Raw genomic sequence first — 14,101 nt, forward strand, 5'->3', positions numbered from 1 at the left:
AAAATTGATTTATAGTGTCGCAAATCTGAAAAAGTTGTGGTATACTAAATTGATATGTTATGAAAAAGCGTAAGAGGTACCTGTATGCTGAACGAAGAAAAGGTCAGATATATGACTGGTCTGGCCATATTTGAAAAGAATGAGGGCAGGAAGATATTTCCCATTAACCGTTATTTTAAAAAGGATTATGTCGGCGGACAGATGTTCCGCTCCTTTTTCGGTTATACCTTCTGCTATCTGCTGGTTCTGCTTCTGTGGATACTCTACAAACTGGACGTGCTGCTGGGCGGCATGAGCATAGAAGAATTGCTGGAGTGCGGCAGGAACTGGGGAATCCTTTATGTGGGGGGACTGGTATTTTACCTGTTGGTGACCTGGATTGTATATTCCAGAAGATACGACTATGCGTCGCGTTCCCAGACCATGTATGCATCCAGACTGAGACACCTGGTCAAGAAATATGACAACAAAGACAGGACCGACAGGACCAAGGACAACAGAGGAGGAAGGGTTCGATGACAAGTCTTCTGCTATGGAAAGAACATCTGAAACGATTTTACAACCGCTACAGTTACGGAATACAGCCGGTGGTGCGCTTCCTGTTTGCGCTCTGCACCGTCATAAGCCTTAATACGAATATCGGATATATGGCAAAGCTAAAAAGCCCTCTGGTTATTCTTCCGGTCTGTCTGGTCAGCGCATTTCTGCCCTACGGAGCCATTGTGTTCCTGGCGGGCTGTCTGATGATTGCCCATGTATACGCGGTTTCGCTGGAGATGGCCCTGATTGCCATTGTGCTGATACTGACCATTGCCATCCTCTATTACGGATTCAAGCCCGGGGACAGTTACCTGATGGTTTTAACGCCCCTTGCCTTCCTGTTTAAGATTCCCTATGTGGTCCCCCTGCTGGTGGGACTGGGAGGAAGCCTGGCTTCCGTGATTCCCGTTGGCTGCGGCGTGTTCCTGTACTACCTGCTCATATATGTGAAGCAGAATGCAGGCATCCTGGCTGCCAGCGACGGCTCTGTGGACATTGTTCAGAAGTACAGCCAGATTCTCAAATCCGTGCTCTTTAACCAGACCATGATGGTTATGATTGCCACCTGTGCGGTGGGCATCATCGTGGTGTACCTTATACGCAGGCTGTCCATGGATTATGCATGGGTGGTTGCCATTGTGGCGGGCTCTGTGGCGGAGCTTCTGGCCATTTTTGTGGGGGATTTTGTGTTCGGGGTATCTGTTCCCGTGGGACAGATGATTCTGGGACTGGTTTTATCGGCAGCCATAGCGGCTGTATTCAATTTTTTTGTCCTGTCCGTGGATTATACCAGGACCGAATATGTGCAGTTTGAGGACGACGACTATTATTATTATGTGAAAGCGGTGCCCAAGATGACCGTGAGCACCCCGGATGTGAAGGTACAGAAAATCAGTACCCATAAACGCGGCACAAGGGAGAGAAACTCGTATTAATGAAAAAAAGTGAACGTAAGGAGGTGAGAGTATGGCGGAACTGCTGGTAAAGGTGACATCCTGGCTGTCGCTGCTGCCAAGGATATCAGTGGGAAATATTCTGGAAATCGTGATTATTTCCTTTCTGGTCTATGAACTTCTGGTGTGGATTAAGAACACCAGGGCCTGGAACCTGTTAAAGGGACTTCTGGTTATCCTGGTGTTTGTGCTGTTTGCCGCCGTGCTTCATCTGACCACCATATTGTGGATTCTGGAGAATACCACCACCATTGCGGTGACAGCCCTTCTGGTCATATTCCAGCCTGAGCTGCGAAAGGCCCTGGAACAGCTGGGAAGCCGCAATTATATGTCCTATCTCTTTTCCTTTGACGAGGGCAAGGATAACCAGGGTTTTAACGACAAGACCATCAACGAGCTGGTCCGGGCCACCTTTGAGATGGCCAAGGTAAAGACCGGCGCCCTGATGGTGATTGAACGGGGTTCTTCCCTGAAGGAGATAGAGAGGACGGGAATCGAGATTAACGGGCTGGTGACCAGCCAGCTGCTTATTAATATTTTTGAACACAACACGCCCCTTCATGACGGGGCGGTGGTTATACGGGGCAACCGCATCACGGCTGCCACCTGCTATCTGCCGCTGACCGATAACATGAGCATCAGCAAGGACCTGGGCACGCGCCACAGGGCGGCTGTGGGCGTAAGCGAGGCCACGGACAGCATTACCATCGTGGTGTCGGAGGAAACCGGAAGGGTATCGGTAGCAGAAGGAGGAATGCTGTCCAGGATACCAGATGCAGAAAGCCTCAAAAAGGTACTTTCCAATGTCAAAGAGGAGACTGTTTCATTGAACCGATTTAAAATATGGAAGGGAAGGCTGAAGAATGGAAAAAAAGCTGTCTAACAATATTGGGCTTAAAGTACTTTCTGTCTTCCTGGCATTTTTTGTCTGGCTGGCAGTGGTGAACATCAACAACCCGGAAGACTCGGATTCAAAGGAAGTTCCGCTGGATATTGTCAACGAGGGCATCCTGACCTCCAACGGCAAGACATATGAACTTCTGACGGATAAGGAGACTGTTACGGTCAGCTACCGTGTAAGGACACTGGATAAGGCGGGCATCAGCTCATCTGACTTCAGGGCCTATATTGACCTGGCTGATATATATGAGCCCACAGGCGCAGTGCCGGTGAAGATAGAGGTCAAGAACAACAAGCGGCTTTTGGAGACACCGGTGGCAAAGCCGGGGGTTATCCGCGTTAAGACAGAGGATTTGCAGCGCAAGCCCTTTGAACTCACGCCAAAGGTGGTAGGGGAGGTGGCCGAGGGATACGACAAGGGCATTCCTTCTGTTTCACCCAATTATATCTATGTCAGCGGCCCCATGTCTGTGGTGGGCCAAATCAGCGCGGTGGGAATCGTGATTGATGTGGACGGAGCAGACTCCAACCTGGCAGACAGCGCTCCTGTGGTGTGCTTTGACGCCAATGGGAATGAGATACCAACCGATGAGCGCGTCACATTCAGCCGTTCCAGTGTGGATTATACAATGCCTATTCTGAAACGCAAGAGCCTTGTCCTGAATTTTGAGACAGAGGGCAGGGTTGCGGACGGATACCGGTATACGGGGATTGAGAGCAACCGCAATTCAGTGGCTGTCAACGGACTGAAATCCGACCTGGCCAGCATTAATTCCATTACGATTCCAAGCTCTGAGCTGAATATGGACGGAGCCACAGGGGATAAGGAAGTTACCATCGACATCAGCCAGTACCTGCCGGAGGGTGTTTCCCTTTCGGACGAGTCATCCAATGAGGTGAAGGTTGTCATCAAGGTGGAGGCTCTGGAAAGCAGGACATTTGAGCTTAGGACCAGCCAGATTAAGCGGGTGGGAGCCCACAGCGATTATGAATATCAGTATGACAGGGATTCTGTGAACCTGGTTATCAGAGGTCTGAAGGAAGACCTGGACCAGCTTTCGGTTACCGCATTAGGCGCTGAGATGGATGTGGAGGACATGGTTCCGGGAGAGAACAGCGGGGAGATTACCTTCCAGCTGGGAGATGCCTATGAACTGGTCAGCTACGACCGCATCCAGGTGACGGTGACGGAAAAAGGACCGTCTGCCGACAGTACCACGGCCAGCGGGGATGAGAGCCGGGATGAGACGGAACGTGAGACATCAGAAGGTCCTGCCAGCACGTCCAAGGCAGAACCCGGTCAGTAACAAAAAGCAAGGAGAGAGGTATAATGGTAAGCAAAACAACAGTAATCAAGAATCCGTCCGGCCTGCATCTGAGGCCGGCGGGAGTCCTCTGCAAGGAGGCATTGCGCTATAAATCAAAAATATCCTTCAAGGTGCGCACCACCACGGCCAATGCCAAGAGTGTATTAAGCGTCCTTGGAGCTTGCGTGAAATCTGGAGACGAGATTGAATTCGTCTGCGAGGGGCCAGATGAGAAGGAAGCACTGGAGGCCATGGTTGGTATTGTGGAGGCCGGGTTAGGAGAGTAGATTGACGGCAACCAAAGGTTGTGAGTATAAATGAATTTTTAATAAGGAGGTACAAGAGTATGTACAAGGGAACAAGCGCTTCTGCTGGAATCGGGATTGGAAAAGCAGTGATTGTGGAGGAGGCCGAACTGGTGATTGCCAGACAGACCGTAAGCGATGTGGAAGGGGAAGTGCAGCGTTTTAAGGGAGCGCTGGATGAAACCATGAAAGCCACGGAAAAGCTGGCTGAGGACCTGGCAACCAGAGTGGGAGAGAAGGAAGCTGAAATCATGCAGGGGCATATGATGCTTCTGGCAGACCCTATGCTGACAGGCGAGATTGAGAACTCCATAAGGAACGACAATGTGAACGCCGAGTTTGCCATTGAGAATGTGTGCAATATGTATGCGGATATGTTTGCCTCCATGGGAGACGAACTGATGCAGCAGAGGGCAACGGACATGCGCGACATCAAGACACGTATGCAGCAGATGCTTATGGGAATCCAGTCCGTGGACATCTCATCCCTGCCCGGGGGTAGTATTATTGTTGCGAAGGACCTGACTCCGTCCATGACAGCCGGAATTAATCCGGCCAATGTGACCGGTATTGTCACGGAGCTGGGCGGCAAGACCTCCCACAGCGCAATCCTGGCAAGGGCTCTGGAGATTCCGGCCGTGGTAGCTGTCACCGGCTTTCTGGACGGCGTGAAGGACGGGGACCAGGTGGTGCTGGACGGCAGCACCGGTGAGGTGTATGTGAACCCGGACCAGACTGTGATGGCTGATTACGAGGAAAAGAGAAGGCAGTTCCTGGTGGAAAAGAAGGAGCTGGAGCAGTATATCGGCAAACCGTCCGTCACCAAGGACGGCGTGCAGGTGGAAATCGTGGCTAACATCGGAAAGCCTGAGGACGTGGACAAGGTACTGCAGTATGACGGCGAGGGTATCGGACTGTTCCGCACTGAGTTCCTGTTCATGGACCGGAGTGCCATGCCTACGGAGGAAGAACAGTTTGAGGCCTATAAGAAGGTGGCTGCTGCCATGAACGGCAAGCCTGTTATCATCCGCACACTGGATATCGGAGGCGACAAGGAGATTCCATACATGGGCCTGGAAAAGGACGAGAATCCATTCCTGGGCTACCGGGCCATCCGTTTCTGCCTGGATCGCAGGGAGGATGTGTATAAGCCGCAGCTGAGGGCGCTTTTAAGGGCAAGCGCATTCGGCAACATCCGGATTATGGTTCCCTTAGTGACCTGTATTGAGGAGTACCGTCAGGCTAAGGCTCTTGTGGAGGAAATCAAGAAGGAACTGGATGAAAAGGGCATTGCATACAACAAAGACATCCAGGTGGGCATCATGGTGGAGACAGCAGCAGCTTCCCTGATTGCAGATATCTTTGCAAAGGAAGTGGACTTTTTCAGTATCGGCACCAATGATTTGACCCAGTACACCATGTCGGTTGACAGGGGCAATAAAAAGGTGTCCTATCTGTATTCCACCTTTAACCCGGCAGTGCTCAGAAGCATACGGCATATCATTGCCTGCGGCCGTGAGGCCGGCATAATGGTAGGCATGTGCGGCGAGGCAGCAAGCGACCCAATGATGATTCCGCTGCTTCTGGCATTTGGACTTAACGAGTTCAGCATGAGCGCGTCCGCCATCCTGAAGGCCAGAAAGATGGTTACACAGTACAGTGCAGAGGAACTCCAGGCAGTGGCTGACAAGGCCATGAGCTTTGCCACAGCAGCAGAAATAGAACAATACATGAGAGATTTTGTGGAGAAGGTTACGGATTAATGGCAGTTTATCTGGTTTGTTATATCATAAGCTTTATATTGGCCCGGCAGCATTTTTATATGCTGTCTGGGCTGGTTTTAATTACAGCAGCCTTGTGGCTGTATGGCAAGGATTACAGGGAGACAGGCAACCTGATTCATTTGAGGGGGCTTTTCTGCCTCTTTTTTGTGGGCGGACAGGGCATTTCCTGCTTTAAGCTCAGCCGGCTTCAGACGGATTGGAGCGTCATGACATGGGTCTGCCTGGGCCTGGCTGTGGCTGCTTTCTGGATTGCCTTTGAGGTGCTGCACCGGATATATGACGGCTGGAGCGCTGCGGACATGCAGTCTGTCTACCGCTTTTACGCCTCGGCTGAATCGCCGCTGCAGGCTAAGAGGCTGCTTCATTCCATGGCAGGGCTGGTGGCCGTGTCCTTCCTCGCCTTTTTCTTTGAGGCGTGGAAGCTGGGCTTTGTGCCGCTGTTTTCATACGGTGTGCCCCATGCCTATTCCTATTTTCATGTCAGCGGAGTACACTATTTTACGGTGTCCTGTGTGCTGGTGCCCAGCCTGTTTGTGGTTTACAGCCTTATGATATCCCGCAGGGGAAGGGGACTGACCAGGGACCAGGGCTTCTGGCTGGGACTGCTTCTGGTGGTGCTGTCCCTGGCCGTACCGGTGCTCTGCGTGTCCAGGTTCCAGCTGATACTGGCAGTGGGCATGGCTGCGTTTACCTATATTTCCATGAGCGGCACCTTCAGCCTGGTCTATGTGGGTGTTCTGATGGCCTGCATGATTCCGGCCTACCTGTTGCTGACCATTATGCGCAGCCACAGCGTGGAATACCTGAACGGCATTTTTGAGATGAAGAACAGCCGCATGCCCATTTTTATTACACAGCCCTATATGTATATTGCCAATAACTACGATAATTTCAACTGTCTGGTGGAGCAGCTGGCCTCCCACAGCTTTGGGCTCCGCATGCTGTTTCCGGTCTGGGCCCTGACAGGCCTTAAGTTCCTGTTTCCGGTCCTGGTGAGCTTTCCGCTTTTTGTGACCAAAAAGGAGCTGACCACCCTTACCCTGTTCTATGACGCCTACTATGATTTCGGCGTCTTTGGCATGGTGCTTTTTGGCGGGCTTTTGGGGGCTGCATGCTATTGGCTGGTAAGGCGCAGGCGGAAGATGACATGTCCTGCGGGCCATGTGATTTATGCACAGATTGCCATGTATATGATGCTGTCTTTTTTCACCACCTGGTTTTCCAACCCGGCCACCTGGTTTTATCTGGCTGTCACAGGTATTATTTACATGTATGTCAAGTCCTGACAAGGGTTGTGTGGGGAATTGTGACAAGGGGAGTGGGGGTAAATATAAAAATTATATAAAATATTGTTGACTTTTATCTTAAGATTTGCTATGATGCTGTTAGTGAAGTAAATCTTTGGAAGTTACAATTAAATAATTAATAAGGATTGTTACTGTTCGGCAGGCAAAACCAAGTTTGTTAAGGGGATGATGAGTACCCGCGTGTACGCGTAGATGGGTCTCTTTAACAAAGTTGGTTTTTTTGTTTTCATCAGGAGCAATTATGAAAATAGCGAAAATAATTAATAATAATGTAGTGAGTACCTGCGATGAAGAGGGCAGGGAAATTATCGTCATGGGAAGAGGCGTTGGCTTTAAGGCAAAGGAAGGCAGTCCTATTGATGAGGAGAAGGTGGAGAAGATATTCCGCCTGGAGAGTCAGAACACCATGGATAGGTTTAAGGAACTGCTTGTGAATCTTCCCATGGAGCATGTACAGATTTCAGCAGAAATCATCAGTTATGCCAAAGAGGTCCTCAACAGACCCATTAACCCAAATGTGTATATCACCCTTACGGACCATATAAATTTTGCACTGGAACGTTACAAACAAAAGATGATGTTTTCCAATCCCTTAATCAGGGAGGTCCGCAGCTTTTACCACGCGGAATACCTGATTGGCGAATATGCCATTGCCATGATTGAAAGGGACCTGGGAGTAAAGCTCCCGGTGGACGAGGCAGCTTCCATTGCCCTGCACATCGTCAATGCAGAGTATGATGCGCCCATGGGTGATACAATTAAAATCACCAATCTGATACAGCAGGTATCGGAGGTGGTCAGGGAGTATTTCAATATAGAGCTGGATGAGCAGTCCCTCAGCTATGAGAGGTTCATCACTCATCTGCGCTTTCTGGCACAGCGGGTATTTACAGGGGAGCATATGAATCTGGATAACCTGGAATTCCAGGAGGTCATCGACCGTCTCTATCCGGAGGAATATGCCTGCAGCCAGAAGATACAGGCGCTCATCAAGCTGCAGTACGGGCATCAGGTGACAGAGGAGGAAGTGGCTTACCTGGCCCTGCACATCAAACGTATCAGGACTAAATAATTTTTTTGCAGGGTCCCTGAGTGGACATGAAAGGAGAGCAGTAAGGATGTTTGGAACATTTAAGAAGTTATTCGGGGGAGAAGAAAAGGAAGAGAAGATAATTGCAGCGCCTGTGAACGGAACAGCCATTCCCATGAGCCAGGTAGCCGACCCCACCTTCAGCCAGGAGATTCTGGGCAAGGGAACAGCAATCGTGCCGGCAGACGGCAGGGTGGTTGCGCCGGCAGACGGACTGGTGACCATGGTATTTGACACAAAACACGCCATCAGCATGCAGACGGACAACGGCGCAGAGCTGATTATCCATATCGGACTGGACACGGTACAGCTTAAGGGACAGTATTTTGAGGCCCATGTGGCTGCGGGAGATAAGGTAAAGCAGGGCGACCTTCTTCTGGACTTTGATATAGATAAAATTAAGGAAGCCGGCTATGATGTAACCACACCGGTCATCATCTGCAATACGCCCCAGTTCCCGAAGATGGAATGTGTGTCCGGGATGGAAGCAAAGGCAGGGGAGACCGCCATCATCAAACTGTAACGAATAAAGGTGGGTATGAGTTGATTGAGCGGAGCTTTATCTTAAAAGACGAAATGGGGCTTCACGCAAGACCGGCCGCCATGCTTATGGTCAGGATGCTGCGCGTTAGCTCCTCCGTGGAAATCATCTGCGGGGACCGCAGGGCGGACGGAAAGGATGTCATGAGCATCATGGCCATGAATACAGTGGCTGGAGATGAGGTCATCTTCCGTATAGAAGGACCGGACGAAGAGGACGCCATGAAGGAAGTGGAGGCTGTCCTGTCCGCAGATGCCTGATGTCCGGTCCGTTGGATATGCGGGTGCGGACCAGCCGGCAGGCTGGTCCGGGAAACAAACAACAGTGATTTAAACCCGGGAACGGGTTTGAATAGAGTATTTATCAAAATGTAATTCAGAGTACTCCTACGGGAAAAGTATAGAAGGAGTCTCTAAAAAAGAAAGGGGATTTATGTTATGATGAAGTATTTGCAGAAACTAGGTAAGGCCATCATGCTTCCTGTTGCCGTTCTGCCGGTTGCAGCTATTATGATGGGTATCGGCTATGCCATGTGTCCTTCCACCATGCAGGGCGGTGACGTAACCGGTATTATCCAGGTAATTGGTTTTGCGTTGGTGAAGATTGGAAGCGCCGTAATCGACAAGCTGCCCATGCTGTTTGCAGTTGGTGTGGCAATCGGTTTATCAAAGGACCAGCACGGTGCAGCAGGTCTTGCAGGTCTGGTTGCCTTCCTGACCGTTACCACTGTACTTAACAGCGGCGTTGTTGCCACTATGATGGGAGTTGAGGAAGCACCTCTGGCCTTCTCCAAGATTGACAATGCTTTTATCGGTATTATTTCCGGTATCACGGCATCTGTCTGCTACAATAAGTTCAGCAGCGCAAAGCTGCCCACCGCACTGGCTTTCTTCTCAGGAAAGCGCTGTGTGCCCATCGTTACCTCCTTTGTAATGGTTGCAGAGTCCGCCATCCTGTACTTTGTATGGCCGGCACTGTTCAATGCCCTTGTGTGGGTTGGCGAGCACATCATGGGACTTGGCCCTGTAGGCGCTGGTATCTATGCATTTGCAAACCGTCTCCTGATTCCCACCGGACTGCATCATGCACTGAACGCAGTATTCTGGTTTGATATTGCCGGCATTGCCGACATCAACAAGTTCTGGGGCTTCGCAGAAGGCGGAATCAAGGGCGTAACCGGTATGTACCAGGCAGGTTTCTTCCCGGTTATGATGTTCGGTCTTCCTGCTGCAGCATTTGCAATGTACCAGACAGCAAAGCCGGAGAAGAAGCAGTATGCAGCAGGTATCCTGATTGCAGGCGCAGTTGCATCCTTTGTATCCGGCGTAACCGAGCCCCTGGAATTCTCCTTCATGTTCCTGGCTCCCGGACTGTACCTTGTACACGCTGTTCTGACCGGTATCTCCGTAGCAGTAGCAGCCGCATTCCACTGGACTGCAGGCTTCTGCTTCAGCGCAGGCGTCACTGACTTCATCTTCAGCTGCAGGCTGCCAATGGCCAACCAGCCATTCATGCTGTTGGTACAGGGCGTTGTATTCGCAGTTATTTACTACGTAGTATTCCGCGCTGTTATCACCAAATTCGACCTTCCGACACCGGGACGTGAGAAAGAAGATTTAGATGCGGAAATGTCAGCTGTACTGGCAAACGACGATTTCACCAAGGTGGCTGCCATTGTATTAGAAGGATTAGGCGGCAAGGGAAATATCGTATCATTGGATAACTGCATTACAAGACTGAGATTAGAGATAAAAGATTACACATTAGTAGATGAGAAAAAGATAAAATCCGCAGGCGTAGCAGGCGTCATGAGGCCAAGCAAGACCTCTGTACAGGTAATAGTAGGAACCAAAGTACAATTCGTAGCGGACGAGATGCAAAAAATGCTATAGCAATGAGCCGGGCAGATATGCGGCCGAAAAAGCCCCGGGGAAGAGACCTTTCTCTTTCCCGGGGCCTTTTTTGCCGTATGCTTATTATCCCTATATTATCCCTGTCCACCCTCTTGTTCCCCCGCCCCAAATATGCTATCCTATAATTTAAGGCATAATATAATGTACCCATCAACCCAAAGAAAAAGGAGGGTGCCGGTAAATGAAGCAAATTATCCGCAAGCGTCTGTGTATGGTAATCCTGACAGCCATGTTAATCACTCTCCTTATCAACTATTATGTAGAAATCCACAACGCCCGAAACGAAATGTATACCAGCGCCCGGGAAATGTTCTGGCAGGTTGGCCAAATCCTGGACCAAAACGAAAACGAGGCGGAAAAAGAAAGAGAAAACCTAAAAGAGCAATGCTTTATCCGCGCCAAAGCCATTGCCTACATCCTACAGGACCGTCCCCAGGTTACAAAAGACCAGCAGGAGATGCAAAAGATAGCCCGCCTGCTGCAGGTAGACGAGTTTCACCTGTTTGACACCCAGGGAAATCTCTACGCTGGTTCCGAACCCAAATACTTTGGCCTAAACTTCAGCTCCGGCCGGCAGATGCAGTTTTTCCTGCCCATGCTGAAGGACTATCATCTTCAGATGTGCCAGGATATAACCCCCAACACGGCAGAAGGAAAGCTGATGCAGTATGCAGCGGTCTGGCGTGAAGACCGGAAGGGCATTATCCAGGTAGGGTTAGAGCCCACAACGGTTTTAGATTCCATGAAGCGGACCGAGCTTTCCTACATATTTTCCCTGGTGACCTCAGAAAAGGATTCCACCATATACGCCATAGACCCGGAAAGCAGCGTCATCCTGGGGTCCACGGACGAAAGCCTGGTGGGAAAACAAATCCAGGAAATCGGGCTTCACCCAGAACAGCTATCCATTACCGACCGGGGAGTCAGGGCAGTCATAAACAGCGAAGACAGCTACTGCGTCTTCGGACGGAGCAGCTCCGCCATACTGGGCCTGTCGTCAACCAGTGCATCCCTGTACCGGGAAGTAAACCGCAGCACCCTGATGGTAGCAGCATACCTTATGGGCATATCGCTGCTGATGATTCTGTTTATATCCAGGGACATGGACCATTATATCTTAACAGGGATATCCTCCATCCAAAAGAAACTGGGGAAAATAACCGGAGGAAACCTGGACACCCGTGTGGAGGTGGACAGTACGCCCGAATTCAGGGAACTGAGCTTCCAGATAAACAAAATGGTGGAAAGTCTGCTGGATACCACCAACAAAATATCCCGCATTCTGGAAATGGCCAAAGTACCCATAGGTGTATACGAATACAACCGCGACATGAAGCGTGTTATGGCAACCACCCGTCTGGCGGATATCCTCCGGCTAAAGGAGCAGGAAGCAGAAGAACTTCTGGCAGACCATCATCTGTTTGAGGAGAAGCTGGGCGAACTCAGGAATCATCCCCTGGACCGGGAGAACGGGATATATCAATTGGAGGGCACTGCCCCGGGTTATATCCGTCTGGAATCCTTTGAACGGGAGAACAGCGTGCTGGGCATGATAGTGGATGTCACGGATGACATCAGGGAAAAGAAAAAGATAGAGAGGGAACGGGACATTGACCTTCTGACAGGCATGTACAACAGAAGGGCATTTTACTGCCGTATGGAACAGTTGTTTGAGGAACCGGAAAAACTGGGCCGCGGCATGATGCTAATGGCCGATGCAGACAACCTGAAGCAGGTCAATGACAGGTACGGCCATGAAAACGGGGACCGGTATCTGGCAGCCATAGCAGCCCTGTTAAAAAGCTGCGGCAGCCGTCAGTGCATTGCAGCCCGTCTCAGCGGGGATGAGTTTGCCCTGTTCCTTTACGGATGCACCTCAAAAGAGGAATTAATGGAATACGAATTAAGTCTCATAAAAGCCATGGAAACATGTACGGTGGAGTTGGGAAACAAGGAGCATATCCCGGTTCGTTTTTCAGCCGGATACGTTTTTTATCCGGAGGACGGCATGGAGACGGCCATTTTGTTAAAGAAGGCGGATGATGCCATGTATGAGGCAAAACGGGCCTGCAAGGCGGCGTGGGTCAGGGAATAGCAGGGGCAGGCTGACGCTGATTCAGACAGTGAGGAGGACAGGTTTACATGAAATATAATAAAAAGAAATGCATGGCAGCCAGGTGTCTAAGGGGTATGCTGGCCCTGACCGTGCTGTCCGCCATGCTGGGTCTGGCGGCATGCCGCACAGAAACCGGGGACATGGATAATACAGAAGCATCAGGAAACAATCATACGGCCGGCTCTGTCAGCCAGGAAGACTCCCGCCCGCCGGACAGTGCTGCGGACCAGACCGCGGCGGACGTGCCAAAGCGTCCTCTGACGCAAGAGGAGCTGCGCGGCTTTGAGGAATATCTGAACCGGGCTGACAACTATGGATTTCTTTTGTCTGATTACCGGAGTCCGGAATATATTAACCTGGATGAAGTGTTTTATTCAGGCGCCGGCCTGGAACAGCCCCAGCTTACAGAGGATGAACGGGATATGTATCTGGAAACCGTTGGACAGCCAGAGCTCTATACGGACATGGTGAGGCTGGAAACAGAACAGATTGACGCGTTCCTGGCAGAGAAGACCGGCCTGACGCTTGACCGTATGAAAACAGGTCTTCAGTGGGTTTATCTGCCCCGGTATGACCGGTATTATGCCGAACACGGCGATACCAACATGAGAAGCTTCTTTTGCGCCAGAGGTGAGACGGATAGCGGAAAATACAGGATATGGTGCCTTTCAGACGGATACAGCCAGTTTAATCTGGAAAGCATTGTGACCCTGAAAAAGGTATCGTCGGGATACCAGTTCCTGTCCAACGAAATCATATGGGATTATCTTGGTATCTGCAAGGCGGATGCCAAGGCCCCTACGCCAGAGGCCCTGCATTATGTTATATCGGCCTATAAAAAGGAAGTGGAGCAAGGCGGAGCCGGCATATATCCTGTGGGAGAAGTTCCCGGTAACTATGATTCTCCTGTCTTTGATTCCGGCACCAGATATTATTCCATGGAAGAAATGCAGCAGATAAGCTGGAGGCCGGAGCTGATACCGGTGTTCCGCAATGAAATTTACGCCCGTCATGGATATATTTTTAAGAATGAATTCTGGAATGAATTTTTCAGTACATTTACATGGTATTCAGGTGAGTGTCCTGCCGATACCTTTGATACAACCCTTTTTAATGAATATGAGAAAGCCAATCTGAAACTGGCGGTTGAGATGGAAAACCAGACAGAGTAACCCAAAAGCCTGTATCCATTGGATTATCAGCTGGGGCTGACAGCGTGGGAGGAAAACATATGCCCGGGATATATAACCGGAACGCATTATGTTTTCCTCCTTCTTGACATATATCAGAAGGTTTGGTATAATACATTTAGATATTTAGAAAAATATCTAAATGATGATACACC

The 14,101-nt window shown here is 50.3% G+C and carries 13 protein-coding genes; all 13 read left to right on the top strand.

Annotated features, from left to right (window positions below):
* The first annotated feature begins 84 nt into the window (after positions 1–84).
* The gene (locus tag FGS84_RS03075) at positions 85–519 is read left to right on the top strand and encodes a hypothetical protein (RefSeq protein ID WP_138306183.1); all 435 of its coding nucleotides are present in this window, start codon (positions 85–87) and stop codon (positions 517–519) included.
* Complete coding sequence (locus FGS84_RS03080; protein ID WP_138306184.1) at positions 516–1,475, top strand: ABC transporter permease; 960 nt, start codon at positions 516–518, stop codon at positions 1,473–1,475. Before FGS84_RS03075 ends, FGS84_RS03080 begins: the two co-directional genes overlap by 4 nt.
* Before the next feature lie 31 nt (positions 1,476–1,506).
* Positions 1,507–2,376, top strand: coding sequence for a diadenylate cyclase CdaA (cdaA, locus tag FGS84_RS03085; protein ID WP_138306185.1), 870 nt, complete (start codon positions 1,507–1,509; stop codon positions 2,374–2,376).
* Entirely contained in the window at positions 2,357–3,700 is a 1,344-nt protein-coding gene (locus FGS84_RS03090; protein WP_138306186.1) for a CdaR family protein, read from the top strand. The genes cdaA and FGS84_RS03090 overlap by 20 nt, the downstream gene beginning before the upstream one ends.
* A 23-nt stretch (positions 3,701–3,723) precedes the next feature.
* A complete protein-coding gene (locus FGS84_RS03095) occupies positions 3,724–3,987 on the top strand; it encodes an HPr family phosphocarrier protein (protein ID WP_002583469.1) in 264 nt (87 codons plus the stop codon).
* A gap of 59 nt (positions 3,988–4,046) precedes the next feature.
* Positions 4,047–5,768, top strand: a complete 1,722-nt coding sequence (gene ptsP, locus FGS84_RS03100) for a phosphoenolpyruvate--protein phosphotransferase (protein WP_138306187.1) — start codon at positions 4,047–4,049, stop codon at positions 5,766–5,768.
* A complete protein-coding gene (locus tag FGS84_RS03105; RefSeq protein WP_138306188.1) occupies positions 5,768–7,075 on the top strand; it encodes an O-antigen polymerase in 1,308 nt (435 codons plus the stop codon). The genes ptsP and FGS84_RS03105 overlap by 1 nt, the downstream gene beginning before the upstream one ends.
* 262 nt (positions 7,076–7,337) lie before the next feature.
* Complete coding sequence (locus FGS84_RS03110) at positions 7,338–8,168, top strand: PRD domain-containing protein (protein ID WP_138306189.1); 831 nt, start codon at positions 7,338–7,340, stop codon at positions 8,166–8,168.
* Positions 8,169–8,214: 46 nt separating this feature from the next.
* Entirely contained in the window at positions 8,215–8,709 is a 495-nt protein-coding gene (locus FGS84_RS03115) for a PTS glucose transporter subunit IIA (protein WP_138306190.1), read from the top strand.
* A 20-nt stretch (positions 8,710–8,729) separates the two neighbouring features.
* Entirely contained in the window at positions 8,730–8,987 is a 258-nt protein-coding gene (locus FGS84_RS03120; RefSeq protein ID WP_138306191.1) for an HPr family phosphocarrier protein, read from the top strand.
* 177 nt (positions 8,988–9,164) lie between these two features.
* Positions 9,165–10,619: an N-acetylglucosamine-specific PTS transporter subunit IIBC gene (gene nagE, locus FGS84_RS03125; protein WP_138306192.1), complete on the top strand. Its 1,455-nt coding sequence runs from the start codon at positions 9,165–9,167 to the stop codon at positions 10,617–10,619.
* 202 nt (positions 10,620–10,821) lie between these two features.
* Complete coding sequence (locus FGS84_RS03130; protein WP_138306193.1) at positions 10,822–12,735, top strand: diguanylate cyclase; 1,914 nt, start codon at positions 10,822–10,824, stop codon at positions 12,733–12,735.
* Positions 12,736–12,782: 47 nt separating this feature from the next.
* A complete protein-coding gene (locus FGS84_RS03135; protein ID WP_138306194.1) occupies positions 12,783–13,928 on the top strand; it encodes a YARHG domain-containing protein in 1,146 nt (381 codons plus the stop codon).
* The last annotated feature ends 173 nt before the right edge of the window (positions 13,929–14,101 follow it).

Origin of the sequence: Clostridium sp. 1001271st1 H5, assembly GCF_005845215.1 — a bacterium.
In the GTDB taxonomy this organism is placed as follows: Bacteria; Bacillota; Clostridia; order Lachnospirales; family Lachnospiraceae; genus Enterocloster.

What these genes read in the sequence shown, in the direction of transcription:
- FGS84_RS03115 (WP_138306190.1), top strand. Translation starts at nt 8,215, where the DNA reads ATGTTTGGAACATTTAAGAAGTTATTCGGGGGAGAAGAAAAGGAAGAG.
- FGS84_RS03095 (WP_002583469.1), top strand. Translation starts at nt 3,724, where the DNA reads ATGGTAAGCAAAACAACAGTAATCAAGAATCCGTCCGGCCTGCATCTG.
- FGS84_RS03075 (WP_138306183.1), top strand. Translation starts at nt 85, where the DNA reads ATGCTGAACGAAGAAAAGGTCAGATATATGACTGGTCTGGCCATATTT.
- FGS84_RS03080 (WP_138306184.1), top strand. Translation starts at nt 516, where the DNA reads ATGACAAGTCTTCTGCTATGGAAAGAACATCTGAAACGATTTTACAAC.
- FGS84_RS03135 (WP_138306194.1), top strand. Translation starts at nt 12,783, where the DNA reads ATGAAATATAATAAAAAGAAATGCATGGCAGCCAGGTGTCTAAGGGGT.
- ptsP (WP_138306187.1), top strand. Translation starts at nt 4,047, where the DNA reads ATGTACAAGGGAACAAGCGCTTCTGCTGGAATCGGGATTGGAAAAGCA.
- FGS84_RS03090 (WP_138306186.1), top strand. Translation starts at nt 2,357, where the DNA reads ATGGAAAAAAAGCTGTCTAACAATATTGGGCTTAAAGTACTTTCTGTC.
- cdaA (WP_138306185.1), top strand. Translation starts at nt 1,507, where the DNA reads ATGGCGGAACTGCTGGTAAAGGTGACATCCTGGCTGTCGCTGCTGCCA.
- FGS84_RS03130 (WP_138306193.1), top strand. Translation starts at nt 10,822, where the DNA reads ATGAAGCAAATTATCCGCAAGCGTCTGTGTATGGTAATCCTGACAGCC.
- FGS84_RS03110 (WP_138306189.1), top strand. Translation starts at nt 7,338, where the DNA reads ATGAAAATAGCGAAAATAATTAATAATAATGTAGTGAGTACCTGCGAT.
- FGS84_RS03105 (WP_138306188.1), top strand. Translation starts at nt 5,768, where the DNA reads ATGGCAGTTTATCTGGTTTGTTATATCATAAGCTTTATATTGGCCCGG.
- nagE (WP_138306192.1), top strand. Translation starts at nt 9,165, where the DNA reads ATGATGAAGTATTTGCAGAAACTAGGTAAGGCCATCATGCTTCCTGTT.